The organism is Salipiger bermudensis (genome assembly GCF_019801965.1).
Classification (GTDB): Bacteria; Pseudomonadota; Alphaproteobacteria; order Rhodobacterales; family Rhodobacteraceae; genus Salipiger; species Salipiger bermudensis_A.
This window is the reverse complement of sequence record NZ_JAHVIA010000001.1, coordinates 319,757-344,773: the sequence shown is the minus strand read 5'-3', so window position 1 is coordinate 344,773 and position 25,017 is coordinate 319,757. Positions and strand designations below refer to the sequence as shown.

The 25,017-nt window shown below is 66.2% G+C and carries 22 protein-coding genes; 10 read left to right on the top strand and 12 right to left on the bottom strand.

Going from position 1 to position 25,017, the window contains the following annotated elements; genetic code table 11:
- Positions 1-181: 181 nt before the first annotated feature.
- The 5 genes from KUV62_RS01690 (at position 182) to KUV62_RS01670 (ending at position 6,865) form a co-directional block, all read left to right on the top strand.
- The gene (locus KUV62_RS01690; protein ID WP_222601942.1) at positions 182-1,282 is read left to right on the top strand and encodes an ABC transporter ATP-binding protein; all 1,101 of its coding nucleotides are present in this window, start codon (positions 182-184) and stop codon (positions 1,280-1,282) included.
- 122 nt (positions 1,283-1,404) lie between these two features.
- Entirely contained in the window at positions 1,405-2,511 is a 1,107-nt protein-coding gene (locus KUV62_RS01685; RefSeq protein WP_222601941.1) for an extracellular solute-binding protein, read from the top strand.
- Between the two features lie 103 nt (positions 2,512-2,614).
- Positions 2,615-4,303, top strand: coding sequence for an ABC transporter permease (locus tag KUV62_RS01680; RefSeq protein WP_222601940.1), 1,689 nt, complete (start codon positions 2,615-2,617; stop codon positions 4,301-4,303).
- A gap of 4 nt (positions 4,304-4,307) precedes the next feature.
- Positions 4,308-5,498, top strand: a complete 1,191-nt coding sequence (locus KUV62_RS01675) for an ABC transporter permease (protein WP_222601939.1) — start codon at positions 4,308-4,310, stop codon at positions 5,496-5,498.
- 119 nt (positions 5,499-5,617) lie between these two features.
- A complete protein-coding gene (locus tag KUV62_RS01670) occupies positions 5,618-6,865 on the top strand; it encodes a PAS domain-containing protein (protein WP_222601938.1) in 1,248 nt (415 codons plus the stop codon).
- A 12-nt stretch (positions 6,866-6,877) separates the two neighbouring features.
- On the opposite strand, the gene KUV62_RS01665 is transcribed toward KUV62_RS01670, so the two are convergent.
- Positions 6,878-7,354, bottom strand: coding sequence for a lytic transglycosylase domain-containing protein (locus tag KUV62_RS01665; protein ID WP_222601937.1), 477 nt, complete (start codon positions 7,352-7,354; stop codon positions 6,878-6,880).
- Between the two features lie 138 nt (positions 7,355-7,492).
- On the opposite strand from KUV62_RS01665, the gene KUV62_RS01660 reads away from it, so the two are divergent.
- A complete protein-coding gene (locus KUV62_RS01660) occupies positions 7,493-8,356 on the top strand; it encodes an SDR family oxidoreductase (protein WP_222601936.1) in 864 nt (287 codons plus the stop codon).
- Positions 8,357-8,604: 248 nt separating this feature from the next.
- On the opposite strand, the gene KUV62_RS01655 is transcribed toward KUV62_RS01660, so the two are convergent.
- The 4 genes from KUV62_RS01655 to KUV62_RS01640 form a co-directional block, all read right to left on the bottom strand.
- Positions 8,605-9,048: a MaoC family dehydratase gene (locus tag KUV62_RS01655; protein ID WP_222601935.1), complete on the bottom strand. Its 444-nt coding sequence runs from the start codon at positions 9,046-9,048 to the stop codon at positions 8,605-8,607.
- 219 nt (positions 9,049-9,267) lie between these two features.
- Positions 9,268-10,140, bottom strand: coding sequence for a TIGR01459 family HAD-type hydrolase (locus KUV62_RS01650; protein WP_222601934.1), 873 nt, complete (start codon positions 10,138-10,140; stop codon positions 9,268-9,270).
- A gap of 72 nt (positions 10,141-10,212) precedes the next feature.
- Positions 10,213-11,085, bottom strand: coding sequence for an aldose 1-epimerase family protein (locus tag KUV62_RS01645; RefSeq protein ID WP_222601933.1), 873 nt, complete (start codon positions 11,083-11,085; stop codon positions 10,213-10,215).
- A 162-nt stretch (positions 11,086-11,247) separates the two neighbouring features.
- Positions 11,248-12,168: a manganese-dependent inorganic pyrophosphatase gene (locus KUV62_RS01640; protein WP_222601932.1), complete on the bottom strand. Its 921-nt coding sequence runs from the start codon at positions 12,166-12,168 to the stop codon at positions 11,248-11,250.
- A gap of 175 nt (positions 12,169-12,343) precedes the next feature.
- On the opposite strand from KUV62_RS01640, the gene KUV62_RS01635 reads away from it, so the two are divergent.
- Entirely contained in the window at positions 12,344-12,538 is a 195-nt protein-coding gene (locus KUV62_RS01635) for a DUF3072 domain-containing protein (RefSeq protein WP_222601931.1), read from the top strand.
- Positions 12,539-12,725: 187 nt separating this feature from the next.
- The gene (locus tag KUV62_RS01630; RefSeq protein WP_222601930.1) at positions 12,726-15,005 is read left to right on the top strand and encodes an NADP-dependent malic enzyme; all 2,280 of its coding nucleotides are present in this window, start codon (positions 12,726-12,728) and stop codon (positions 15,003-15,005) included.
- A gap of 39 nt (positions 15,006-15,044) precedes the next feature.
- Here the strand turns inward: KUV62_RS01630 and KUV62_RS22660 are convergent, their stop codons facing one another.
- A complete protein-coding gene (locus KUV62_RS22660) occupies positions 15,045-16,328 on the bottom strand; it encodes a Hint domain-containing protein (RefSeq protein ID WP_261395171.1) in 1,284 nt (427 codons plus the stop codon).
- A 716-nt stretch (positions 16,329-17,044) separates the two neighbouring features.
- Here KUV62_RS22660 and KUV62_RS01620 point away from each other — a divergent pair.
- Positions 17,045-18,946, top strand: coding sequence for a propionyl-CoA synthetase (locus KUV62_RS01620; protein WP_222601929.1), 1,902 nt, complete (start codon positions 17,045-17,047; stop codon positions 18,944-18,946).
- Positions 18,947-19,039: 93 nt separating this feature from the next.
- Here the strand turns inward: KUV62_RS01620 and KUV62_RS01615 are convergent, their stop codons facing one another.
- The 4 genes from KUV62_RS01615 to KUV62_RS01600 form a co-directional block, all read right to left on the bottom strand.
- Positions 19,040-19,891 carry a 2-keto-4-pentenoate hydratase gene (locus KUV62_RS01615; protein ID WP_222601928.1) on the bottom strand — a complete coding sequence of 284 codons (852 nt, stop codon included), beginning with the start codon at positions 19,889-19,891 and terminating at the stop codon, positions 19,040-19,042.
- A 72-nt stretch (positions 19,892-19,963) separates the two neighbouring features.
- Positions 19,964-20,347: a VOC family protein gene (locus KUV62_RS01610; protein ID WP_222601927.1), complete on the bottom strand. Its 384-nt coding sequence runs from the start codon at positions 20,345-20,347 to the stop codon at positions 19,964-19,966.
- A gap of 114 nt (positions 20,348-20,461) precedes the next feature.
- Positions 20,462-20,665, bottom strand: coding sequence for a CsbD family protein (locus KUV62_RS01605; RefSeq protein ID WP_222601926.1), 204 nt, complete (start codon positions 20,663-20,665; stop codon positions 20,462-20,464).
- Between the two features lie 87 nt (positions 20,666-20,752).
- On the bottom strand, positions 20,753-21,514 hold the full coding sequence (locus KUV62_RS01600) for an NAD kinase (RefSeq protein ID WP_222601925.1): 762 nt from the start codon (positions 21,512-21,514) through the stop codon (positions 20,753-20,755).
- A gap of 168 nt (positions 21,515-21,682) precedes the next feature.
- Here KUV62_RS01600 and glyA point away from each other — a divergent pair, with 168 nt between their 5' ends.
- Positions 21,683-22,978, top strand: coding sequence for a serine hydroxymethyltransferase (gene glyA / locus KUV62_RS01595; RefSeq protein ID WP_222601924.1), 1,296 nt, complete (start codon positions 21,683-21,685; stop codon positions 22,976-22,978).
- Positions 22,979-23,073: 95 nt separating this feature from the next.
- On the opposite strand, the gene KUV62_RS01590 is transcribed toward glyA, so the two are convergent.
- Both KUV62_RS01590 and KUV62_RS01585 read right to left on the bottom strand, forming a co-directional pair.
- Positions 23,074-24,045: an esterase family protein gene (locus tag KUV62_RS01590; RefSeq protein ID WP_222601923.1), complete on the bottom strand. Its 972-nt coding sequence runs from the start codon at positions 24,043-24,045 to the stop codon at positions 23,074-23,076.
- 223 nt (positions 24,046-24,268) lie between these two features.
- Complete coding sequence (locus KUV62_RS01585) at positions 24,269-24,922, bottom strand: redoxin domain-containing protein (RefSeq protein ID WP_222601922.1); 654 nt, start codon at positions 24,920-24,922, stop codon at positions 24,269-24,271.
- Between the last annotated feature and the right edge of the window lie 95 nt (positions 24,923-25,017).

Below are 25,017 nucleotides of genomic sequence, written 5' to 3'. Positions count from 1 at the left end.
AATGGAGTGCGTCCGGTGGCGGTTTTGGCTGCGAAGTGCCGCTTTCGGGATCAGATCTCCCGTGTTGAGGGGGGTAGGCTTTCTCTCGCGTCTATGCGGTTGCAAGACGTGGTCGGACGCGGTTTAGTTTGACCCACAAGACAGCGGGGACAATCCGCGAGACATCAACGGGGAGCCGGATTTGCCAGATACCGGGACAAGCGACGCCTTCGTCGCCTTCGAACGCGTTCAGAAAAGCTATGATGGCGAGACACTCGTCGTCAAAGACCTGAACCTCAACATGCCCAAGGGCGAGTTCCTGACCATGCTCGGGCCGTCCGGATCGGGCAAGACCACCTGCCTGATGATGCTGGCAGGGTTCGAGACCGCCACCCATGGCGAGATCAAGCTCGACGGGGTCAGCATCAACAACATCCCGCCCCACAAGCGCGGCATCGGGATGGTCTTCCAGAACTACGCGCTCTTCCCCCACATGACCGTCGCCGAGAACCTGTCCTTCCCGCTGGAAGTGCGCAAGATCGGCAAGTCCGAGCGGGAGAAGAAGGTGATGCGCGCGCTCGACATGGTCGAGATGGGCGCCTTCGGCGGACGCCGTCCGGCGCAGCTCTCGGGCGGTCAGCAGCAGCGGATCGCTCTGGCGCGCGCGCTGGTCTTCGAGCCCGAGCTGGTTCTGATGGACGAGCCGCTCGGCGCGCTCGACAAGCAGCTGCGCGAGAAGATGCAGTTCGAGATCACCGATCTCGCGCACCGTCTGGGCATCACCGTGGTCTACGTGACCCACGACCAGACCGAGGCGCTGACCATGTCGGACCGCGTCGCGGTGTTCGACGATGGCCGCATCCAGCAGCTGGCGCCGCCGGACGAGCTCTACGAGGCGCCGCAGAACAGCTTCGTGGCGCAGTTCATCGGCGAGAACAACACGCTTGAGGGCGTGGTGAAGGAGATCAGCGGCAGCCGCTGCACCGTGCAGCTCGACGGTGGCGAAGTCATCGACGCGATGCCGGTCAATGTCAGCAAGGTCGGCGAGCGCACCCGCGTCTCGATCCGCCCGGAGCGCGTCGAGGTCAATCCCGATCTCGGCGAAGGCGCCCATACCCTCAAGGCAAAGGTGAAGGAATTCATCTACATGGGGGATATCTTCCGGACCCGCCTCAGCGTTGCGGGCAACGAGGATTTCATCATCAAGACGCGCAACCGCCCCGACCAGGTGCGGCTCTCGCCCGGCGACGAGGTCACCATCGGATGGCTGCCCGAGGATTGCCGGGCGCTCGACGCGCAGTAGATTTGTGATTTGCCGGAACCGGCGGATCTTCGGATCTTCGCCGGTACGGCAACCACCACGAGGCCGGTACCGAAACCCGGGGGCCGTCCTTTCAATACGACGGGTTGAAAAGGGAGTAACCTATGAAACTGACCAAGACCCTTATGGCCTCGACGGCGCTGACCGTCGCTGCCGGTGCAGTGGCCGCACAGGACATGGCGGACAGCATGACGCTCGTGTCCTGGGGGGGCGCCTACCAGGCGAGCCAGGACAATGCCTATGCCAAGCCCTATGCTGAGATGCACCCCGAGGTGAGCATCGCGTGGGACGAGAGCTCGAACGAGGCCGTGGCCAAGCTGCGCGCCATGAACGAAGCCGGCAACATCACCTGGGATCTCGTCGACGTCGTGGCCGCAGACGCCATGCGTCTCTGCGACGAAGGCCTGGCGATGGAATACGATCCCGATGACCTGCTCGCCGAAGCGCCCGACGGCACCTCGGCCGAGGATGATTTCGGCGACATGATCGTCTCCGACTGCTTCATCCCGCAGATCGTCTACTCGACCACCGTGGGCTACCGCACCGACCTCGTCGGCGACACCGCCCCGACCGACATCTGCGCGATCTTCGATCTCGAAGCCTACCCGGGCAAGCGTTCGCTCGAGAAGCGCCCGATCAACAACATGGAGTGGGCCCTGTACTGCGACGGCGTCGCCAAGGACGAGATCTACGATGTGCTCGAGACCCCCGAGGGCCAGGACCAGGCGCTCGCCAAGCTCGACACCATCAAGGACAACGTCGTCTGGTGGTCGGCCGGTGCCGACACCCCGCAGCTGCTCGCCGATGGCGAGGTTGTCATGGGCTCGACCTATAACGGCCGCCTGTTCTCGGTGATCGAGGAGCAGGACCAGCCGGTTGGCATGCTCTGGGACATGCAGGTGTTCGACCTCGACGGCTGGATCATCCCGACCGGTCTGCCGGAAGATCGCCTGGCCCGCGTGAAGGACTTCGTGAAGTTCGCTACCGACACCCAGCGTCTGGCCGACCAGGCCAAGTACATCTCCTACGGTCCCGCCCGTCAGTCCTCCGCGCCGCTCGTCGGTCAGCACGAGGAGCTGGGCATCGACATGGCACCGCACATGCCGACCGACCCGGAGAACGCTGCCAACACGCTGCTCTACAACTACGAGTTCTGGGCCGACTACCGCGACGACATCGACGCGAAGTTCCAGGCCTGGCTTGCGCAATAAGCGCCTGAGCTGAGTGACAGGGAAGGGGGCCGCGCGGCCCCCTTCCACCCTAGAAAAATCAAATGCGCATCAAAGACGCAGATCCAACGGGGACCACATCCGCATGAGCGACGCCACTGGGCCAGATACATTCGACGGGCCGACGCCAGACAACGCGCTGCGTCAGGCAAAAAAGACCTCCGGCCCGATGCTGGCCGCCGACGGGACGCCCCTGAAGAAGAGCCTCTCGCGGGCCCTGCGGCGGCAGAAGATGCGGGCGCTGATGCTGATCGCGCCGCTGCTGCTCTTCGTGCTGGTCACCTTCATCGCGCCGATAGCGGACATGCTGTTCCGCTCGGTCGAGAACCAGATCGTCTCCGAGACGCTGCCGCTCACCACCGAGGAGCTGGGCAACTGGGACGGGCAGGGCATGCCGCCCGAGGCCGCCTTCGAGGCCGCCTACTACGACATTTTCCTCGCCGCCGAGCGCAAGCAGCACACCCGCCTCGGCACGCGACTGAACTACGAGCTGACCGGCGCATCGTCGCTGTTCCGCAAGTCGGGCCGCGGGCTCGACGATATCGGCGAAGTCTACCAGGACCAGTTCGAGGATCTCGACGAGAACTGGGACGAGGCGCTGCCCTGGCTTGAGCTGATGGGCGATCCCGACTGGCTCGCCGAGCAGCAGGAATGGGCCGCCGACGAAGACGGCCGCCAGCCGCGTTTCGAGCTGCGCGACGGGATCGAGGAGATCCTGCCCACCACCGCCCGCGAATTTGCCGCCTTCGCCCGCTTCCAGCAGGTCGAAGATCAGAAGAACCTGCTCGAGGAGGAGCCGTGGTCGGCGGTGCACACCGCGCTCTACACCGATCTCGCCGCCGGCGACATGTCGTCCTACAGCGGGCCGCGCGCCGACATGCTGCAGGCTGCCGATGCCCTGGTCGCGAGCCCCGAGTTCGAGACGGTCTCCTTCCTCGACGGCTTCGAGGAGATCGACGAAGACTGGATGGAGCCGCCGATCTGGCAGACCATCAAGCTCTACAGCCCCAACTACACCTCGGGCTACTTCCTGAACTCGGTCGACATGCAGCTGACCCCGGAGGGCGCCGAGGCGCGGCCGGACAACGAACGCATCTACATGCTGCTGTTCAAGCGCACGCTGTTCATGTCGATGGTCATCACCTTCAGCTGCATCCTGCTGGGCTACCCGGTGGCCTACATCCTGTCGAACCTGCCGATGCGCAGCGCCAACCTGCTGATGATCCTGGTGCTGCTGCCGTTCTGGACCTCCCTGCTGGTGCGGACCTCGGCCTGGAAGGTGATGCTGCAGCAGCAGGGCGTCATCAACGACGTGCTGGTCTGGATCGGGCTGGTCGCGGACGACTCGCGCCTGACCATGATCAACAACCAGTTCGGCACCATCGTGGCGATGACCCACATCCTGCTGCCGTTCATGATCCTGCCGATGTACTCGGTGATGTCGACGATCCCGCCTTCCTACGTGCGGGCCGCGAAATCGCTCGGCGCGACCAACTGGACGACCTTCTGGCGGGTGTATTTCCCGCAGTCGATCCCCGGGATCGGCGCCGGCTCGATCCTCGTCTTCATCCTGTCGATCGGCTATTACATCACCCCCGAGATCGTCGGTGGCACCACCGGTACCTTCATCTCGAACCGGATCGCCTACCACATCTCGTCGTCGCTCAACTGGGGCCTCGCGGCCGCGCTGGGGACGATCCTGCTGGCGGTGGTGCTGATCCTCTACTGGGCCTACGACCGCATCGTCGGCATCGACAACGTGAAGCTGGGGTAAGGCAATGAACGACGTGATCCTCACACCCGTGGAAGAGAAACCCCTCTCCTTCACCCTGCCGGTGCTCGCCGCCGCAGGCGCCTTCGCCGGCATCTTCGTCGGCGCGGCCAACGGCTCGAGCCTGCTGGGCATCGTCGCCGGCGCCATCATCATGGCGGCGATCGGCTTCCTGACCGTCTCGGTGCTTGGCAAGGGCAAGGAAAAGCTTGCCCGCTGGGGCCTGATCGCGGTCTTCGCCGCGGTGGGCTTCCTGCTCGGGGCGCTGCCCGGCCTCGTGGTCGGGGCGCTGTTCGGCTGGTTCTTCGGTTGGTTCTCCTACTGGATCGGCTTCGGCCGCTACCGCGAGAAGCTGGTGCCCTACCTCACCCCGGGGCAGGTGCTGTGGCACTATGCCTTCCGGGTGATCTGCGGCGCGATCTTCGTGTTCCTGATCACCCCGATCATCGTGGTGATGCCGCTCTCGTTCAACGCCGAGGACTTCTTCACCTTCACCCCCGAGATGCTGCGCTTCGACCCGGAGGGCTACTCGCTGAAGCATTACCGCGACTTCCTGACCAACCCGGAATGGACCCGCGCGGTGAAGAACTCGCTGCTGATCGCACCCGTGGCGACGCTGCTCTCGGTGTCGCTCGGCACGCTGGCGGCCATCGGCCTGAGCCAGAGCCACGTGCCCGGCAAGCGCGCCATCATGGCGATCCTGATCTCGCCGATGATCGTGCCGCTGATCATCTCGGCCACCGGCATGTATTTCTTCTACTCGAAGATCGGCATCGTCGGCACCTACTGGGGAGTCGTGCTGGCGCACGCCGTGCTGGGCATTCCCTTCGTGATCATCACCGTGACCGCGACGCTGGTGGGCTTCGACCGCTCGCTGACCCGCGCCGCGGCCAACATGGGCGCCGATCCGGTCACCACCTTCTTCCGGGTGCAGATGCCGCTGATCCTGCCCGGCGTGATCTCGGGCGGCCTGTTCGCCTTCATCACCTCCTTCGACGAGGTCGTGGTGGTGCTGTTCATCGGCTCGGCCGAGCTGCAGACCTTGCCGTGGCAGATGTTCACCGGCCTGCGCGAGCAGATCTCGCCGACCATCCTCGCCGCGGCGACGATCCTCGTCGGCATCTCGATCCTGCTGCTAAGCGCGGTCGAGCTGCTGCGTCGGCGCTCCGAGCGTCTGCGGGGCATGAGCCCGGGCTGACCCCGGCGACAGCGACGGAAAAATGCGGAACGCGGGCGTCAAAAGCGCCCGCGTTCAGCTTTTGGAAAGGCGGCTGCGTGCATGGTCGGGGCGATTGCGTCCTGAGGCACGAGGCACCGATGACCCAGCATGATTCCCAGCTCGTCACCCAAAGCCGGAGCGGCATGGGCGAGGTGCCGTTCGAGGCTTCGTGCATGTTCTACTCTCGCACCGATGAGCGCGGGGTGATCATCGAGGGCAACAGCATCTTCCGCCGCATCTCGGGCTTCGGCTGGGAGGAGCTGAAAGGCGCGCCGCACAAGCTGGTGCGCCACCCCGACATGCCGAAGGGCGTCTTCCATCTCTACTGGGAGCGGCTGAAATCCGGCAAGCAGGTCGCCGCCTACGTCAAGAACAAGTCCAAGGACGGGCGCTATTACTGGGTGCTCGCGGTGGCCTGGCCGATCCCCGGCGGCTATCTCTCCGTGCGGATCAAGCCGCATACGGAGCTGTTTTCCACGATGAAGGAGGTCTACGCGGATCTGCGCCGCGCCGAGCTCGAGGAGGGCGTCTCGGCGGCGCGCAGCGCCGAGACCCTGCTCGCCCGGCTGCCCGAGCTCGGCTACGAGGATTACGATGCCTACATGTCGGCGGCGCTCTCGCTCGAGCTCGAGGATCGCGCCAAGCGCAGCGGGCTGACGCTGGATCCGCAGCAAAGCCGCTTCCTGACCATGGTGCGCACCATCGCCCAGATCCGCGAGGAGACCGACCGGATGACCGAGATCATAAAGATGATCCGGACCGTGCCGATGAACATGCGCATCCTCGCCTCGCGGCTCGAGAATGCCGGCGGCCCGATCAGCGCGATCTCGGTCAATTACGGCTCCATGCTCGACGAGATGGCGAGCTGGGTGAAGGGCTTCGTCGAGGGCAAGGACAGCACCTATGTCCGCATGCGCGAGACCATCGAGCGCGGCCAGTTCCTCGTCTGCGCCGCGATCATGCAGCGCGAGATGTCGTCGCTCTTCGAAGAAGACATGAAATCTGCCCCTGATATCACCGCGCTCATCGAGGATCGCGATACCCTGCAGGCCGAGGCCAAGATGTTCCGCAAGAGCGCCGGAGAGGCGCTGAAGGTGGTCGAGAGCGAAGCGACCCGGCTGGGCCGCAGCGTGCTCGACATGAAGCGTTATGTCACCGGCCTCAGCTCGACGCGGATGATGTGCAAGATCGAGAGCGCTGCGCTGAACGGATCAGGCGACTCGCTCTCGGGCATCGTCGATCAGCTGGATGCGGGGCAGGACGAGATCGAGGCGCGGCTGGCGCGGATCGTCGAGCTGAACACCATCATCCAGTCCAACACCGCGATGCTGCGGGCGGTGACGTGAGCGCTGCGCGGATCAGGCAGGGCGCAGCCCTGTCTCGACCAGCATGCCGCGGCGCTTGGCCTCGTAATAATAGCCGCGCGCATACCAGCCGATGGCAGCATCGTGGCTGCCATCGGACAGAAGCCACGCGCCGCGCAGGTATTTCACCCCGAATTGCAGATTGGTGTCCGCGTTCAGCAGGTCCGAGGGCGCGCCCCGAAAACCCATGGTGCGGGCGGTCTGGGGCAGGATCTGCAGCAGGCCGTAATAGGGGCCGTTGCGCGCCGCCGGATTGTGGGTGCTCTCGCGGATCGCGAGCCGGTGCACCAGCTCGCGCGGGACCTCGTAGTGATCCGACCAGCGGTTGATCTGACTGCGCAGCTGCGGCGTCTCGTTGGGATAGAGCGGTGGGTTGTGATTCCGGGACACCGGCTCGTCGCGGCGGACACCGCAGGCGGCAAGCCCCCCGAAGAGCAGCGCCAGACTCGCGCGGCGGGACAGACTCGGCATGGAACACCTCTTGTGAACGGCCTCGGCCCTGAATAGCGAGTCACGCCTGCGCTGCCTATCCTCTGGGCGGGGCATGGGCGGGGCGCCGCTCACCGCTCCGCGCTTGCATATTTCGCCGGCAGATCTCACCTTGGATGCATGACAAAAAGACTCCTCTCGCTCGGACATGGCTATTCGGCCCAGGCATTGGCGCGGCAGCTCCTGCCGCAGGGCTGGACGGTGATCGGAACCACGCGTGATCCGGCGAAGGCGGAGCGCTTGCGGGCAGAGGGCATCGTGCCCTTGCTCTGGGACCGGATGGCCGTGGAGGAGGCGCTGGGGCGCGTCACCCATGTTCTGGTTTCCGCCGGTCCCGACAGCGACGGTGACCCGTCGCTGCGGCTCTGCGGCCCGGCCATCGCCGAGCGCGCGGCGGAGCTCGAGTGGCTCGGCTATCTTTCGACCACGGGGGTCTATGGCGATCATGGCGGCGGCTGGGTCGATGAAGACACGCCGCTCACGCCCAGCACGCGGCGCGGCGCGATGCGGCTGGCCGCCGAGGAGGCGTGGCGTGCCATCCCCGATCTGCCCCTGCACATCTTCCGCCTCGCCGGTATCTACGGACCCGGGCGCGGGCCTTTCGCCAAGGTGCGGGCGGGCACCGCGCGGCGCATCGTGAAGCCGGGGCAGGTGTTTTCGCGCATCCACGTGGATGATATCGCGCAGGTGCTCGAGGCCTCGATCCGCCAGCCCGATCCAGGCGCGGTCTACAATCTCTGCGATGACGATCCCGCCCCGCCGCAGGAGGTCATCCTTCATGCCGCCGAGCTGCTGGGGCTCGAGCCGCCGCCGGAGGAGCCGTTCGAGCGCGCCGAGATGGGGGCGATGGCGCGCAGCTTCTACGCCGAGAACAAGCGGGTCTCGAACCGGCGCATCAAGGACGCGCTCGGGGTGACGCTGCTCTACCCGGATTATCGCGCCGGGCTCGCGGCGCTGCTGGAGGCGGAAGACGGGGCGGGCTGAGCGCTGTCCCGATGTTCCGCGCCGGTGAGGGGGAGGGGGGGGGCCAGCCCCCTCTTGGCCTGCGGCCAATTCACCCCCGAGGTATTTGCCGAACCAGAGAAGACAGGGGACGGGACGGTCGCCGCTGCGCGGTCTGACGAAGACGGGCCGGGGGGCGATGGGTGCATCCGGGGACTGCGCGCCGGTGGCTGCGGCGCGCGTGGGGAATGACTTGGCGAAAGTGTCGGCAGTGCCGAGATCGGGCCGGCTCAGTCGAACTTGCGCGAGGGCGCGAGCACCTTGGCTTCGCCGGCAAGCACTTTCTTGCCATCGACGGAGCAGTGGCAGTCGAGCGTCACGCGACGCTTCGAGTGATCGATATCGACCACCTTCACCTCGGCATGGACCGTGTCGCCCGGGCGCACGGGGGCGAGGAACTTCAGCGTCTGGCCGAGATAGATCGTGCCGTGACCGGGAAGCTGCTCGCCGATCACCGCCGAGATCAGCCCGGCGGTCAGCATGCCGTGGGCGATGCGGCCCTCGAAGATGGTGTCATGGGCGTAGGCATCGTCGAGATGTACCGGGTTGCGGTCGGTGGAGACCTCGGCAAAGAGCTCGATGTCGCGATCGGTCACCTGTTTGCGCAGGTGGCGGGTCATCCCCATCTCGATATCCTCGATGCAGATGGTTCCGCGCGGGAAGTTATCGAACATCTCAGCCTCCATGATCCTCGGCCTAGTAACAAAACTGCGGCGAAATCCGCCGCTAGGGTAACTTTATTACTTTGCGGGCGCAGAAAATCAAGAGCGTTTCGCCGGGCTTCGACCAAAGAACCGTGCGGCGGACAGCAGCCTGCGGCTGGCGCATGGCAAAAGGGCGCGCCGTGGAATTGCGGCGCGCCCTTCTGTGTCAGGCCGGAAAGACCTAGGAGCTCAGCGCAGGAAGCCGATCGAGTAGGTCGGGGTCATGCCTTCCTTGGCGAGGAAGTCGAGCAGCGCCTCGGCGTGAGGCTGGCTCTCTGTGCGGGTTTCTTCCGCCGCGAGCCCGCCAGTGATGAACAGCGAATCGATGTCCTCGCCCTGCGCGCCCTGGATGTCGGTGCGCACGCCGTCGCCGATGGCGAGGATGGCGCTGTCACCGATCTCGGGGGCGATCTCGTGCAGGCGGCGGCGGGCGAGATCGTAGATCGGCGGGTGCGGCTTGCCGAAGTAGAGGCTCTCGCCCCCCATCTCGGTATAGAGCGCCGCCAGCGCGCCGGCGCACCATTCACGGCGGTGGCCGCGATCGACGACGATGTCGGGGTTGGCGCAGAGCAGCTTGAGGCCCTTCTGCTTGGCGTAGAGGAACTGCGGCCGCATCTCGGCGGGATCGGCGCTGGCATCGAACAGGCCGGTGCAGACGATGCCCTCGGCCTCCTCGAGCGGTACGCAGGTGACCTCGACCGGATCCTTGATAAGGTGCAGCGGCTCGAAGAAGGTCTTCTCTTCCTCGATGCCGATGAAATAGACCTTGTTGCCCACCGTGCCCTGGAACATCGCGGCGCGGGCGCTGTCACCGGAGGTGGCGATGGTGTCCCAGGCATCGTCGGGCACGCCGAACTTCACCAGCTGCTTGGCCACCTCGACGCGGGCGCGGGGCGAGTTGGTCACCAAGACCACGATGCCTCCGGCCTTGCGGTAGGCCTGCAGCGCGGCGCAGGCCTCTGGATAGGCGGCGACGCCGTTGTGGACGCAGCCCCAGAGGTCGACGAACAGCGCCTCGTAATTCTGCGAGACGTCGGACAGGGCTTCGATGATCTGCGACATGGGTCACCTTCTGTGCTCGGGTCGCGCCCTAGGTAGGGCGCGGGGGCGCGCTTGGCCAGCCCCGATGGGCGGTCAGATCCGGGCCGTGACGCTGTAGCCGAAGCGGGCGGTCTCCCGCGGTGGCAGGGTGAGGCTGAACGGGCGCTCGGCGATCTGCGGCGAGGCGGCATGCTCGGCCGCCATGCCGTGCCAGGGTTCGATGCAGAGGAACGGCGCGCCGGGCGGCTGCCAGAGCGCGAGGTTGGGCAGGTTGTCGAAGGTGAAGGCCAGCTCGGGGCCGCCGGGCACGCCGTAGCTCAGGCCGGGGCCCGCGCCTTCGGGGAAGATCATCGCGTCGGCCTCGAACTGGTCGGGATCGAGCGTCAGGTGGCCGTTGCGGAAGGGCGAGGGTTGGCGTTCGGGAGGCAGCAGCCCGTCGCGCAGGCGGGCCAGCGCCGGCTCGGCGCCGTTGTCGAGGCGGATCTCGTGCGGCGTGCCCTCGGCGCCGGGCAGGGGCCAGGCGAAGGCCGGGTGGAAGCCGAAGCCGAAAGGCATGGGCTTCGCGTCACGGTTGCTGATCTCGACGCTGACCGTGAGCGTGGCGCCCTCGAGCGCGTGGGTCACGGCGATCTCGAAGGCGAAGGGATAGAGCGCGCGGGTCTCGGCGCTGTCCTGCAGGACATGGCGGCAATCGGACGGGCCCTGGCTCGCGAGGGTGAAGGCGCTGCGGCGGGCGAAGCCGTGCTGGCGCATCTGGGCTTCGTGGTCGCCCACGGCGATGCGGTCGCCCGGGGCCTTGCCGACGATCGGGAAGAGGATCGGGGCGCGGCCGCTCCACCATTTCGGATCGCCATGCCAGAGCAGGTCGGCCCCGCCGCTGGTGCGCAGGCTCTGCATCTCGGCGCCGAGCGGCGCGATGGTGGCGGTCAGGGCGTCGCTGTCGATCTGGATCGTATCGTGGCTCATCCGGGGCTCATCCTGGGGGCGTCTTGCGGTCGTGCCGAGCTTGTCGCAGCCGGCGGGGATTGACCAGAGCCTGTGGCAGAGTTCCGTGGCAAGCCGATGACAGGGCACGAAAAAGGGGCGCCCCGCCGGGCGCCCCTTTCGATCCGTTCCGGGAAAGGTCGATCAGACCTTGAGGTTCGGGATGATCTGCTTCTTGCGGCTCATGATGCCGGGCAGCACCACGGTGTCGCCCTCGACGGTGGCGCCGAAGCTCTTCTCGGCCACGGTCTTCACCAGGTCGTTGGGGACCAGCAGCGTGGCCTCTTCCTTGATGATGTCGACCACGAAGAGCAGCACCTGATCGACGCCATCCTCGGCGGCGACGGTCTTGAAGCTCTCCATCAGGCTGTCCTTGCGGTCGAGCGGGATCTCGGGCGCGGTGGTCTCGAGCACGGAAACGCGGAACTTCGTGCCGTCGACGGCATATTCCTTGCTGTCCATGCGGATCAGCTCGGCATCGGAGAAGGCCGAGACGTCGGACTTGGCGGCAAACATCTTGGCGGCGAACTCGGAGATGTCGAGGCCGAGATCGGCGGCCAGGGTCTCGGCCACGGCGCGGTCATGGGCGGTGGTGGTGGGCGAGCGGAATTCCAGCGTGTCCGACAGGATGCAGGTCAGCGCGGCGCCCTTGATGGCGTCGGGCATCTTCGCCACGTCGGCGCCCATCAGGTCGACCATGATGGTCGCGGTGCAGGCCAGCGGGCGCACGGTGATGTCGATCGGGCCCTTGGTCTCGAGGCCGCCGACCAGCTTGTGGTGGTCGATGATCGCGGTGATGTCGGCGTCGTTGATCGAGGCGGGCAGCTCGGCCGGGTTGTTGGTGTCGACGATGACGACCGGCGCGTCGGCCTCGACATCCGCGATGATCTCGGGCTTCTCGAAGCCCCAGTGCTCGAGCATGAAGGCCGCTTCGGTGTTGGGCTCGCCCAGAAGCACGGGCTTGGCCGCAACGCCCTTCACCTCGTTCAGGTACCACGACCAGATGATCGGGCTGCCGGTGCTGTCGGTGTCGGGGGATTTGTGGCCGAAAACCAGGGTGGTCATGAAAATAGCTCCTTGGGTGAGGATCGGAATTTGGCGCGGGTTATAGGTGGCGAGGGCGGCCTTGTCACCTGTGGAAATGCCGCGCCTGCAAAGGGTGAGCGCTAGCAGTGGCGCGGCTGTCGGAACCCGGGGCAGGGGGTGCGTGTTGACACTGCAAACGAGAGGATATGATCAAATGAACGCGATGACCCGTCCCGCCCAGATCGACGCCGCCCTCGACGTGCCGCCGGACCCGCGACAGCCGATGAGTGCCACCCAGGAAGCCCGCCTGCGCGAGCTTTCGGAGCGCGCCGGAGAGCCGGTCTATACCGACCTGACCGTGCAGCAGGCGGAGCACCGGATCGAGCTGCTGGAAGCGGTGGTCTACTGATCCGACCCCGGCGCCATGCGCCGCCCGAGCGCTGTTCGGGGGGGGCGTCTGCGTCGGCCTTAGGCCGCCTTTCGGCAAGAGCCCGCCCGGCCCCGGGGGCGATTTTCGTTTACGCCTTGCCGGACTCCTGCTATCCCGCCAGCGACTGATTGTTCAGTGTTGAACTATTTCGGGAGCGCTGCGGGTCATGAGCGATACCACCCAGGAAAGCCTGCGCCAGGCGGCGCTGTTCTACCACGAGAACCCCAAGCCGGGTAAGCTCGAGATCCGGGCGACCAAGCCGCTGGCCAACGGCCGCGACCTGAGCCGCGCCTACTCGCCCGGCGTCGCCGAGGCCTGTCTCGAGATCAAGGCCGACCCGGCCAATGCCGCGCGCTACACCGCCCGCGGCAACCTCGTCGCGGTGGTGTCGAACGGCACCGCGGTGCTGGGTCTGGGCAATATCGGCCCGCTGGCCTCGAAGCCGGTGATGGAAGGCAAGGCCGTCCTGTTCAAGAAATTCGCCAATATCGACTGCTTCGATATCGAGCTGAACCAGCCCGATCCCGAGAAGCTGGCGGAGATCGTCTGCGCGATGGAGCCGACCTTCGGGGCGATCAACCTTGAGGACATCAAGGCCCCCGACTGCTTCATCGTCGAGAAGATCTGCCGTGAGAGGATGAACATCCCCGTCTTCCACGATGACCAGCACGGCACGGCCATCGTGGTCGGCGCCGCGGCGATGAACGCGCTGCACGTCGCCGGCAAGAAGTTCGAGGACATCAAGATCGTCTCCACCGGCGGCGGTGCGGCGGGCATCGCCTGCCTCAACATGCTGCTCAAGCTCGGGGTGAAACGCGAGAACGTCTGGCTCTGCGACATCCACGGCCTCGTCTACGAGGGCCGCGAGGAAGACATGAACCCGCAGAAGGCGGCGTTCGCGCAAGCCAGCGACAAGCGCACGCTCGACGACGTGATCGACGGCGCCGACATGTTCCTTGGCCTGTCGGGCCCTGGCGTGCTCAAGCCCGAGCACGTGGAGCGCATGACGGCGCAGCCCATCGTCTTCGGCCTCGCCAACCCGACGCCCGAGATCATGCCCGACGCGGTGCGCGCCGTGGCCCCCGACGCGATCATCGCGACCGGTCGCAGCGATTTCCCGAACCAGGTCAACAACGTCCTGTGTTTCCCGTTTATCTTCCGCGGCGCGCTCGACGTGGGCGCGACCGAGATCAACGATGACATGGCGGTGGCCTGCGTCGAGGGCATCGCGGCGCTGGCCCGCGCCACGACCTCGGCCGAGGCGGCGGCGGCCTACCACGGCGAGCAGCTGACCTTCGGGCGCGATTACTTGATTCCCAAGCCCTTCGACCCGCGGCTCTCGAGCGTGGTCTCGTCGGCGGTGGCCAAGGCCGCGATGGAGTCGGGCGTGGCGACGCGTCCGCTCGAGGATCTGCAGGCCTACAAGGATCGCCTCAACGCCTCGGTGTTCAAGTCGGCGCTGCTCATGCGCCCGGTCTTCGAGGCCGCCCGCACAGCCTCGCGCTCCATCGTCTTCTCGGAAGGCGAGGACGAGCGCGTCCTACGTGCCGCGCAGGCCATTCTTGAAGAGACCACCGAGCAGCCGATCCTCATCGGCCGCCCCGACGTGCTCGAGACCCGCTGCGAGCGCATGGGGCTCGAGATCCGTCCGGGCCGCGATTTCCACGTCGTCGACCCCAACAACGATCCGCGCTACCGCGAGTACTGGGAAACCTATCACCGGCTCATGGCGCGCCGTGGCGTGACGCCCGACCTGGCCCGCGCCATCCTGCGGACCAACACCACCGCGATCGCCGCCATCATGGTGCAGCGCGGCGAGGCCGACAGCATGATCTGCGGCACCTTCGGCGAATACCGCTGGCATCTAAACTACATCAACCAGGTGCTCGGCAATGAAGGCCACGTGCCGCAGGGCGCGCTGTCGATGATGATCCTCGAGGACGGGCCGCTGTTCCTCGCCGACACCCAGGTCTGGACCGAGCCCTCGCCCGAGCAGATCGCCCACACGGTGATCGGCGCCGCGCGCCACGTGCGCCGCTTCGGCCTGACGCCGAAGATCGCGCTGTGCTCGCGCTCGCAGTTCGGTAACCAGTCGGACGGCTCGGGGCCGCGCATCCGCGCCGCGCTCGAGATCCTCGACAGTCAGCCGCGCGATTTCATGTACGAGGGCGAGATGCACGTGGACAGCGCGCTCGACCCCGAGCTGCGCGATCGCCTGATGCCGGAAAACCGGCTCGAGGGCGCGGCCAACGTGCTGATCTTCGCGCAGGCCGATGCGGCCAGCGGCGTGCGCAACATCCTGCGACTCAAGGCGGGCGGTCTGGAAGTGGGGCCGATCCTGATGGGGCTCGGCAACCGGGCGCATATCGTGACGCCCTCGATCACCTCGCGCGGCCTGCTCAACATGGCCGCCATCGCCGGCACGCCGGTCGCCAGTTACGGCTGAAGCTGAGACGCGCGCCCCGGTCGGGGGCGGGGCGCGCGCTCAGTGATCTACCAGCATCTTGCGGTTCTTCGAGATCCGCTCCGAGAGCTTGCGGGCGCGTCGGCCGGAGACCAGCGGGCGCGCCGAAAGATACTGCTCTATGTCGGGAAACAGGGTCAGGATCTCGCGACGCGCCTCCGCCGGCAGCGCCTTGATCGACTCGCTTCCGAGATAGAGGCTTTCCGTGGCGGCCCCGTTCGAGAAGACGATCTGGTGCTGATCGAAGAAGAAGTGCCAGTAGGTGACCGAGGTAATCTCCTCGGCGATATTGATGCCGTCGAGGGACAGCAGGTGCTTGGCGGCGACCAAAACCTCCTTCTGGCCGAACATGCGCTCGGCGATGGCGTTCGAGACAAGCACGCGGTGCTGGGGCGAGACCACGATGTCGCGTTCGGGCCGCCCCTTTCCCAGGGCATTTGCTCGGATCCGGATGGGGCGCAGTTCGGGATTGCGCTCCAGATCCTCCTCCGCGAGATGGCGGCACCCGACCCAGCGGATCGGTTGATAGCCGTTGTCCATGGTCAGGACGCGATGCCCGACGCGGAGGTTTTCCACCGCAACATCGCCCGCCAGCGTGGCAACGGGTGTTCCAGTGGTCAGGCAGGCCAAGGCCACGCCTGGGAAGGTGAAGGTGTCGCCGTCGAGCAGCGTGGCCTGGTTGCTGAAGAAGTCCGAGGCCTCGTCGGCCGTCATCGGGACGTCGATATTGACGCTCTGGGTCAGCAGGCCGCCATCGACCGTCAGGTGCAGCACGCTGCCGTCATAGGCGCTGCTGGGATCGCCCGGGGTCGATTCGTCGAGCTCGATGGTGCGTCCGCTGACGATGAACTGGTCGGTGGCCTGCATCCCGGTGGTTTCGAAGTTCACCGGCTGGATGCCGAGCACCGAGAGCACCGGCGGATCATAGGTGAAGGTGCCGGTGCCGTAGGGGCCGGAATAGGCGACATCATAGGTGTCGAGCAGCCCGTTCAGAACGGCGAGGCTCAGGGTCGAGGCATCCAGCGTCATGGCGCTGTTGTCGAACACCTCGAAGGTGAAGCTGCTCAGCGCCGAGGCGTCGAGCAGACCGTTGTCGATCGTCAGGTCGCCGCCGTTGATGGTGCGGAAGGTCGGGGCGGCGCCGAGGTTGATGCCGGCAATCGAGGTGATCGTCAGGCTGACGCCGTCGACGATCAGAAGGCTGTCGCCGAGCGCGGTGATCTGGACGGTATCGCCGTCGGCAGAGTTGCCGCTGTCATAGGTGTGGGTCGAGTTGGCGAGCAGGTCGATGGACAGAACGGCCATGTCGGTCAGGCCTCGCCGCTCTTGCCAGCCGCGCTGTCACGGGTCGGGCGGTGCTCTGCGTGGTCTCCCAGCGGTTGGCGGGGGTCGGGACGGACCCCCGCCGTGAGTGGTGCGCGGGGAAGGGAGGCCTGTAGAAGCGTGGTCTGTGCCATGTCTTTCTCTCCTGATGTCCGGCCTGTTGCGGGGGCCGGACTGAGTTCCTGCGGAGAGTCTTGGCGGGTTGTGCCGCTCTAGCGCCTCTCACCCTTCCTAGTGAGCGACTCAATTGTGATATCAATTTGATATAGCGTTGATGAATCTATCATTTTGAGAATAGCCATTGTTTTAAAATGATATTTTTTCGGTTTTTTTGGCGTATCGGTACTTAATAAGAGGTTTGCGATGCATCTTTTCCGAGCGTCCAGAGGGAAATATGGCGATTTCGCCATAATTCCGCGGAATGCGCCGATTCTGAAATAGGTCAGAGGTGCTTCCCAAGTGATCACAATGATATTTATTTGCCTGCGAATGATTTGCAGACCTGGAAATTTGCAAATTCGCGCTGACTTCGCAGGCCGAGAGCGGATTTTTGCGTATTTGCAAATTGTGTGAGCCGATCACGCCGGATTTTTGCAAATCGCCTGCGGTTTTGTGTCATGCTCGGCGGTAACATACTTGCTCCACGCAAATCGCGTGCCTAATCAAAATACCCAAAGGCGAGAGGAGGAGCTTTCCCCATGGGCTACAAGGACGTGTACGAGGCCTGGAAATCCGACCCCGAGGGGTTCTGGATGGAGGCCGCCGAGGCGATCGACTGGGACAAGAAGCCGTCGAAGGCGCTCTTCGACAAGGGCGGCGACATGTACGAGTGGTTTGCCGACGGCATGGTCAACACCTGCTGGAACGCGGTCGACCGCCATGTCGAGGCCGGGCGCGGCGACGAGATCGCCATCATGCACGAGAGCCCGATCACCCATTCCAGCAAGGGCATCACCTATTCCGAGCTGCGCGATCGGGTCGCCTCGCTCGCCGGCGCGCTGAAGATGCGCGGCGTCGAGAAGGGCGACCGGGTCATCATCTACATGCCGATGATCCCCGAGGCGCTCGAGGCGATGCTGGCTTGCGCCCGTCTCGGCGCGGTGCACTCGGTGGTGTTCGGCGGCTTCGCGGCGCATGAGCTGGCGGTGCGGATCGACGATTGCACGCCCAAGGCGATCATCGCGGCAAGCTGCGGCCTCGAGCCGGGCCGCGTGGTGCATTACAAGCCGCTGCTCGACGAGGCCATCGAGCTCTCCGAGCACAAGCCCGAGTTCTGCGTCGTGTTCCAGCGCGAGCAGGAGGTGGCCAAGCTGATCGAAGGGCGCGACTTCTCGTGGCACGGCTTCCAGTACGGCGTGAAGCCAGCCGAGTGCGTGCCGGTCGAGGGTAACCATCCGGCCTATATCCTCTACACCTCCGGCACCACCGGCCAGCCCAAGGGCGTGGTGCGCTCCACCGCCGGGCACCTCGTCGCCCTGCAATGGACGATGAAGAACATCTATAACATCGAGGCCGGCGACCGCTTCTGGGCGGCCTCGGACGTGGGCTGGGTCGTGGGGCATTCCTACATCTGCTACGGCCCGCTGATCACCGGGGCGCAGACCATCGTCTTCGAGGGCAAGCCCATCGGCACGCCGCACGCGGGGGTGTTCTGGCGCATCATCCAGAACCACCGGGTGAAGAGCTTTTTCACCGCGCCCACCGCGCTGCGCGCCATCCGCCGCGCCGATCCCGACGGCGAGTGGATCAAGCGCTACAAGCTGCACGACCTGCAGGCGCTGTTCCTTGCCGGCGAGCGCGCCGATCCCAGCACCATCGAATGGGCGCAGAAGCATCTGAACGTGCCGGTGATCGACCACTGGTGGCAGACCGAGACCGGCTGGGGCATCGCCGCCAACCCGATCGGCATCGAGGAGCTTCCGGTCAAGCTCGGATCGCCATCGGTCGCCATGCCGGGCTATGACGTGCGCATCCTCGACGAGGGCGGCCACGAGCTGGCCCCGGGCGAGCTTGGCGCCATCGCCATCAAGCTGCCGCTGCCCCCGGGCACGCTGCAGACGCTATGGAAGGCCGAGGCGCGGTTCAAGAAATCCTACCTCACCCAGTTCCCCGGCTATTACGAGACCGGCGATGCGGGGATGAAGGACGAGGACGGCTACCTCTACATCATGTCGCGCACCGACGACGTCATCAACGTCGCCGGGCACCGCCTGTCAACCGGCGCGATGGAAGAGGTGCTGGCCTCGCATCCCGATGTCGCCGAATGCGCGGTGATCGGCGTCTCCGACGAGCTCAAGGGCCAGATGCCGATGGGGTTCATCTGCCTCAGCTCCGGCGTCGATCGCGACCATGCCGAGGTCTGCAAGGAATGCGTCAAGCTGGTGCGCGACCAGATCGGCCCGGTCGCGGCCTTCAAGCTCTGCACGGTGGTGGATCGCCTGCCCAAGACCCGCTCGGGCAAGATCCTGCGCGCCACGATGGTCAAGATCGCCGATGGCGAGGAATTCAAGATGCCGGCGACGATCGATGACCCTGTGATCCTAGACGAGATCCGCGTCGCACTCGAGGGGCTGGGCTACGCCAAGAAGGTGCCAGCCTGACGGCGACGCTTTCCTGAGAGCCTGACAAGAACGCCCGCTGTGCTGCAGCGGGCGTTCTTGCGTTCGGTTGGCCTCGATGGGCGCGGGTGAACCCTACTGCGTGAAGCGCACCGAAACGCTGGGATCGCCCGGCAGCCCCGTATAGGTCGCCGTTGCGCCGCCGCCGGCCTTGGCGGCGGGCATCAGCGGGCCGATGGAGCCGACGCTGACGATATCACCGGCCTTCAGGGTGATCCCGGCCGAGACCAGCCACAGCACCGAATTGACCGGGTTGCCAAGCACCACCGAGCCCGGCGCCTCGGCCAGCAAGGTCCCGTCACTCGCGGTGAGCGTGACGCTCATCGCCTCGAGCGCCGCGAGCATGGCCGCGGGATCGTCGACCGGAAGGCCCGCGCCCATGACACCCAGCCGCGGCGCCACGCCCATCGCGGTCAGGGTCTCGCCGGTGATCGGCTCGCCCTTTGCGGCCATCGGGTCGGGCAGCTCGATGAACGGGCGGACCTCCGAGATATGGGAGATCGCCTCCTCGGGCGAGCTTGCCGTGTTGATCGCGTCGCTGCCGATGACGAGCAGAAGATCGGCCTCGAGCATCGGGATGGCGCCGAACGCCGTCGGCACCTCGGCCCCATCCTCGAGCAGCATGTCGCGGTAGAGCACGCCGTGCAGCGGCGCATCGACCTTGAAGCGCTCCTGCATCGCGGCGCTGGTCAATGCCGCCTTGTAGCCGACCACGGGGCCGAGATGCGGGCTCAGCGCCTCGACCAGCTTGGCCTGCGTGCAGAGCGCATCCTCCATCGTGCCCCCGGCGCCGAGCGCCTTGGCGGGTGTCTTGGCCAGGTAGCTGTCCACGAAGGCGGTGATCTCGGCCTCGCTTGCGCATTCGGCAAAGGCGGCGCCGCCGACTGCGCAGGACAGGGCGGCAGTCATCAGGAATTGACGGTACATCGGGTCCCTCCTCCCCATACCAGAGCCATCAGCATGGCAGGCAGGGGTGAGTCCGGCAATCAAATCCGCGCCTCAGCCCTCGTAGAGCTCGAGCGGCAGCCCGTCTGGATCGGCAAAGAAGGTGAAGCGCTTTCCGGTCAGCGCGTCGGTGCGGATCGGCTCGACCATCACGTCGAGTCCCTCGAGCCGGCGCTTGGCCGCCTCCACGTCCGGGACCGTAAAGGCGAGGTGGCGCAGCCCCTTGGCCTCGGGCCGGGTGGCGCGGTCGGGCGGGGCGGGGAAGCTGAAAAGCTCGATCTGGCCGCCACCCGGCAGCGCGAGGTCGAGCTTCCAGCTGTCGCGCGCCTCACGGTACGTCTCGGCGATGATCTCGAGCCCGAGGATCTCGGTGTAGAACGCCTTGCTGCGGGCGTAGTCGCCGCAGATCACGGCCACGTGGTGAAATCCGGTCAGCATGGGTCCGTCGGGCTCCAAGGGCAGGGGACTCCCAGAGCTACCAGACCGCCGCGCAAAAGAAAGACCCCGGGGGAGGGAACCCCGGGGCCTTCTACGTGCCTTGCCTGTGAGGGATCAGGCGGCGTGCTTGTTGTAGAACGCGTCGACCTCGCGCTCGGCCTCGTCCTTGGCGAGGCCATAGCGCTCCTGAATGACGCCCACGAGCTTGTCGCGGTTGCCTTCGGCGCGGTCGAGATCGTCATCGGTGAGCTTGCCCCACTGGACCTGGGCTTCACCCTTCAGCTGTTTCCATTTGCCTTGGATCACATCCCAATTCATCGGGTTTCTCCTTTGTCTCGGCTTGGTCCCGCCTCGTCGCGGGGTTCGGACAAGAAACGCCGTTAGCGCCTGCGGAGTTCCACCGGATCAGACAAATTGTTCGCGGATCAGACGCTCCTCGAGACCATGCCCCGGATCGAAGAGCACGCGGTGCGCGACCTTGGGTTCCGAGCGGATCTCGACCCGCAGCACATCGCGCACCGACTGGCTGTCGGCCTCGGCCATGACCGGGCGTTTCTCCGGCTCGAGCACCTCGAAGGTGACCTCGGCGGTCTTCGGCAGCAGGGCGCCGCGCCAGCGCCGGGGGCGGAAGGCGGCGACGGCGGTGAGCGCCAGAACGTCGGCGCCGATCGGCAGGATCGGTCCGTGGGCGGAATAGTTGTAGGCGGTCGAGCCCGCGGGCGTGGCCAGCAGCGCGCCGTCGCAGACCAGCTCGGGCATGCGCAGCTTGCCGTCCACGTAGATCGCCAGCCGCGCCGCCTGCGGCCCGGCGCGCAGCAGTGAGACCTCGTTGATCGCCAGCGCCCGGTGCTCGCTGCCATCGGCGCGGTGGGCGCGCATCGAGAGCGGGTTGATCACCGCTTCCTCGGCGGCGGCCAGCCGTTCCTCGAAGGCGTGTTCGGAATACTCGTTCATCAGGAAGCCGACGGTGCCGCGGTTCATGCCGTAGACCGGCACGGCCAGCGCCTCGGTGCGGTGCAGCGTGTGCAGCATGAAGCCGTCGCCGCCAAGCGCCACGATGACATCGGCGCCGTCCTCGGCATGGTTGCCGTAGCGGCGTGTCAGCCCGGCCAGCGCGGCCTGTGCGATGGGCGCGTTGGACGCGCAGAAGGCAATTTTCAGCGACATGGGTTTCCTTGGACTGTCACGCCGTTCCGAAACAATCACAACTTCCCCGCACCCGCCAGTACCGTCGCCCCTCTACCGGAACAATGCCGCTTTGATCCCTTTGCGCGCGGCCCGCTTTCCTTTACGTAGGCGCCACGTGACGAATCCATGACACCGGAGACCTGCCTCATGAACGCCCCGCACCGCGATGACGGCTTCTTCACCCAGTCGCTGTCCGACCGCGACCCCGAGCTCTTCGCCTCGATCACCGGCGAACTCGGACGTCAGCGCGACGAGATCGAACTGATCGCATCCGAGAACATCGTCTCCCGCGCCGTTATGGAAGCGCAGGGCTCGGTGATGACCAACAAGTATGCCGAAGGCTACCCGGGTCGCCGCTACTACGGTGGCTGTGACTGGGTCGACGTGGCCGAGAACCTCGCCATCGACCGCGCCAAGCAGCTCTTCGGCTGCGAGTTCGCCAACGTGCAGCCGAACTCCGGCAGCCAGGCCAACCAGGGTGTCTTCACCGCGCTGATCCAGCCCGGCGACACCATCCTCGGCATGTCGCTCGACGCCGGCGGCCACCTGACCCACGGCGCCCGCCCGAACCAGTCGGGCAAGTGGTTCAACGCCGTGCAATACGGCGTGCGCCAGCAGGACAACATGCTCGATTACGACCAGGTCCAGGAGCTGGCCAACGAGCACAAGCCCAAGCTGATCATCGCCGGCGGCTCGGCCATCCCGCGCCAGATCGATTTCGCCAAGATGCGCGAGATCGCCGACAGCGTGGGTGCCTACCTGCATGTCGACATGGCGCACTTCGCCGGGCTCGTGGCCGCGGGCGAGCACCCCTCGCCGTTCCCGCACGCCCACGTGGTGACCACCACCACCCACAAGACCCTGCGTGGCCCGCGTGGCGGCATGATCCTGACCAATGACGAGGCCATCGCCAAGAAGGTCAACTCGGCGATCTTCCCGGGCATCCAGGGCGGTCCGCTGATGCATGTCATCGCCGGCAAGGCCGTGGCCTTCGGCGAGGCGCTGAAGCCCGAGTTCAAGACCTATGCCAAGCAGGTCATCGCCAACGCACAGGCGCTGTCGGACCAGCTGATCAAGGGCGGTCTCGACACCGTGACCCACGGCACCGACACCCACGTGGTGCTGGTCGACCTGCGCCCCAAGGGCGTCAAGGGCAACGCCACCGAGAAAGCTCTGGGCCGCGCCCACATCACCTGCAACAAGAACGGCGTGCCGTTCGACCCGGAAAAGCCGACCGTGACCTCGGGTATCCGCCTGGGCTCGCCCGCCGGCACCACCCGCGGCTTCGGCGAGGCCGAGTTCCGCCAGATCGCCGACTGGATCATCGAGGTGGTCGACGGCCTCGCGGCCAATGGCGAAGAGGGCAATGCCGAGGTCGAGGCCAAGGTGCGCGGTGAGGTGACTGAGTTCCTCAAGCGCTTCCCGATCTACCCGACGCTCTGAGCCTGAGCGTCCGGTCGCCACGGCGGCCGGGATGAAATCGACGACGCCCCCGTGAAAGTTCGCGGGGGCGTTTGCATGTCCTGAGGGGGGGGCGCTCAGGCGTCTCTCCGATCCGCGCTGTTCCCCCCGGCGGGCGGCTGCGCGGCTTCGGTGGGCGGCGCCTGCCTCGCGGCGAGACGCGGCGCGAGCCCGATCTGCCGCGCCAGCCGGTCGGCGGGAATGTTGCTCCGCCGCGCCGCAAAGCCCTCGAGCGCGCGCCGCGCCAGCGCGCCGTGCCCCTGCGCAACGGCTCGCGACAGAACCTCCCTGACATAGCTCTTGTGATCCCGTCGCACCCGGATCATGCGCAGGAACGCCTCGTCGCTGAGGGTGTCGTCGATGGCGCCCCGGACCACTGTCCCCAGCAGCCCCCAGAAGGCGAGGTAGCGCGGGATCTTGTGGCCGAGGAAGGGGCAGGGCAGGTGGACGACGCCCGGCGCCGCGAGCCGGTCCGCATGGGCGCGATCTTCGGCCATGTAGGGATCGTAAAACACCAGCGCCTTGCGCAGCGCCCGCGTGGTCTCGGCGGCATCGGCATAGCGCGGCTCGCTCCAGTCGCCCCGCAACCGCGCGTTTTCGTAGCGCCGCTCCCATGGCACCAGCTCGGGCGACAGCGTGCTCTGCGGCGAGAACGCGATGGCCCGGGCGCGCGGGCAGGCGCTGGCATAGGTGAGCGCGCCGTAGCCGCCCATCGAGCTGCCATAGAACACCACGTCGTCGAAGCGGTCGAAGAAGCCGCTGTCGCGAAGCTCGTCGAAGAAATCGCAGAGCTGGCGGTGGCGGAACCAGTCGTTGCGCCGCTTCATCATGATGCCGAGATGCGAGTGGCCCTGCTTCGCGACGAACTGATGCGCCCACGGGTAGCGCGGTACCGGCATGTCGCGGCTCTTCATGTTGTCAAAGGTGACGATCAGTGTCTCGCCACGCTGGAAATGCACCGCCGAATGCCGGTCGAAATCTCGAAAGAAGCCGCCGGTCGTCGCCGTGGCCTCGATCGCCGCGCGGCGGAACTTGCGGGGAAGCGGCATCCCGACCGTGCCTTCCTGTCTGCCGACTGCTCGAAACGCCCGCCTTTGCGGCGCGCCAGAAGGCCCGCCGGGCGGTTTGGCGGCAGGCTAGCATCGGAGGTCGGGGAAAGGCCCGAGGGGGCCGTAACGCGGCGCGCGAGGTGTTGCCGGAATGTCAGATTCCGAGAGCTGTGGCGCGAAGGGCTACCGCGACACGTGTGCCGCGGCAGCCGGTCGGTTCGGCTTAGGCCGGGTCTTTGGCGTAGCGCAGGTAGGGCAGCTTAATGTCCAGCTCGCCGTATTTCTCGGCCGCCGCCGCGTCATCGAGCGACAGCGCCACGATCACGTCCTTGCCGGTTTCCCAGTTGGCGGGGACGGCGAGCGGCTGCTCGTAGGTACGCTGCAGGCCGTCGAGGGCACGCAGCACCTCGGCGAAGTTGCGGCCCACCGACATCGGGTAGGTCATCATCAGCTGCACCTTCTTGTTCGGCGCGATGATGAAGACCGAGCGCACGGTGGCGCTGTCGGCGGGGGTGCGGCCATCGGGCAGGTAGGCATCGGCGGGCAGCATGTCGAGCGCCTTGGCCAGTTTCAGGTCATCGTCGGCCACGATCGGAAAGCCCGCGGGCGCGCCGGAGGTGGACTCGATGTCGCCCTTCCACTTCTTGTGCTCCTCGACGCCGTCGACCGAGATGCCCATCACCTTGGTGCCACGCTTGGCCCATTCGTCGGCCAGCTGCGCCACGGCGCCGAACTCGGTGGTGCAGACCGGGGTGAAGTCCTTGGGGTGCGAGAACAGGATCGCCCAGCTGTCGCCGATCCAGTCGTGCAGGTCGTATTCGCCGAGGTCGGTGACGACGTGGAGGTTCGGAATCTCGTCGTTGATGCGCAGTGCCATGGGAAGCTCCTTCCAGGTCAGAGTCAGTTCGCGCTGTCGGTGCGCAATGTAGGTACATCCTCGATGCACGATGTAAAGACCCCGGCTTGCGGAGG

Bases quoted from the DNA above. Each gene is read 5' to 3' on its own strand.
- KUV62_RS01685 (WP_222601941.1), top strand. From the start codon at position 1,405: ATGAAACTGACCAAGACCCTTATGGCCTCGACGGCGCTGACCGTCGCT.
- KUV62_RS01680 (WP_222601940.1), top strand. From the start codon at position 2,615: ATGAGCGACGCCACTGGGCCAGATACATTCGACGGGCCGACGCCAGAC.
- KUV62_RS01675 (WP_222601939.1), top strand. From the start codon at position 4,308: ATGAACGACGTGATCCTCACACCCGTGGAAGAGAAACCCCTCTCCTTC.
- KUV62_RS01670 (WP_222601938.1), top strand. From the start codon at position 5,618: ATGACCCAGCATGATTCCCAGCTCGTCACCCAAAGCCGGAGCGGCATG.
- KUV62_RS01665 (WP_222601937.1), bottom strand. From the start codon at position 7,354: ATGCCGAGTCTGTCCCGCCGCGCGAGTCTGGCGCTGCTCTTCGGGGGG.
- KUV62_RS01660 (WP_222601936.1), top strand. From the start codon at position 7,493: ATGACAAAAAGACTCCTCTCGCTCGGACATGGCTATTCGGCCCAGGCA.
- KUV62_RS01655 (WP_222601935.1), bottom strand. From the start codon at position 9,048: ATGTTCGATAACTTCCCGCGCGGAACCATCTGCATCGAGGATATCGAG.
- KUV62_RS01650 (WP_222601934.1), bottom strand. From the start codon at position 10,140: ATGTCGCAGATCATCGAAGCCCTGTCCGACGTCTCGCAGAATTACGAG.
- KUV62_RS01645 (WP_222601933.1), bottom strand. From the start codon at position 11,085: ATGAGCCACGATACGATCCAGATCGACAGCGACGCCCTGACCGCCACC.
- KUV62_RS01640 (WP_222601932.1), bottom strand. From the start codon at position 12,168: ATGACCACCCTGGTTTTCGGCCACAAATCCCCCGACACCGACAGCACC.
- KUV62_RS01635 (WP_222601931.1), top strand. From the start codon at position 12,344: ATGAACGCGATGACCCGTCCCGCCCAGATCGACGCCGCCCTCGACGTG.
- KUV62_RS01630 (WP_222601930.1), top strand. From the start codon at position 12,726: ATGAGCGATACCACCCAGGAAAGCCTGCGCCAGGCGGCGCTGTTCTAC.
- KUV62_RS22660 (WP_261395171.1), bottom strand. From the start codon at position 16,328: ATGGCCGTTCTGTCCATCGACCTGCTCGCCAACTCGACCCACACCTAT.
- KUV62_RS01620 (WP_222601929.1), top strand. From the start codon at position 17,045: ATGGGCTACAAGGACGTGTACGAGGCCTGGAAATCCGACCCCGAGGGG.
- KUV62_RS01615 (WP_222601928.1), bottom strand. From the start codon at position 19,891: ATGTACCGTCAATTCCTGATGACTGCCGCCCTGTCCTGCGCAGTCGGC.
- KUV62_RS01610 (WP_222601927.1), bottom strand. From the start codon at position 20,347: ATGCTGACCGGATTTCACCACGTGGCCGTGATCTGCGGCGACTACGCC.
- KUV62_RS01605 (WP_222601926.1), bottom strand. From the start codon at position 20,665: ATGAATTGGGATGTGATCCAAGGCAAATGGAAACAGCTGAAGGGTGAA.
- KUV62_RS01600 (WP_222601925.1), bottom strand. From the start codon at position 21,514: ATGTCGCTGAAAATTGCCTTCTGCGCGTCCAACGCGCCCATCGCACAG.
- glyA (WP_222601924.1), top strand. From the start codon at position 21,683: ATGAACGCCCCGCACCGCGATGACGGCTTCTTCACCCAGTCGCTGTCC.
- KUV62_RS01590 (WP_222601923.1), bottom strand. From the start codon at position 24,045: ATGCCGCTTCCCCGCAAGTTCCGCCGCGCGGCGATCGAGGCCACGGCG.
- KUV62_RS01585 (WP_222601922.1), bottom strand. From the start codon at position 24,922: ATGGCACTGCGCATCAACGACGAGATTCCGAACCTCCACGTCGTCACC.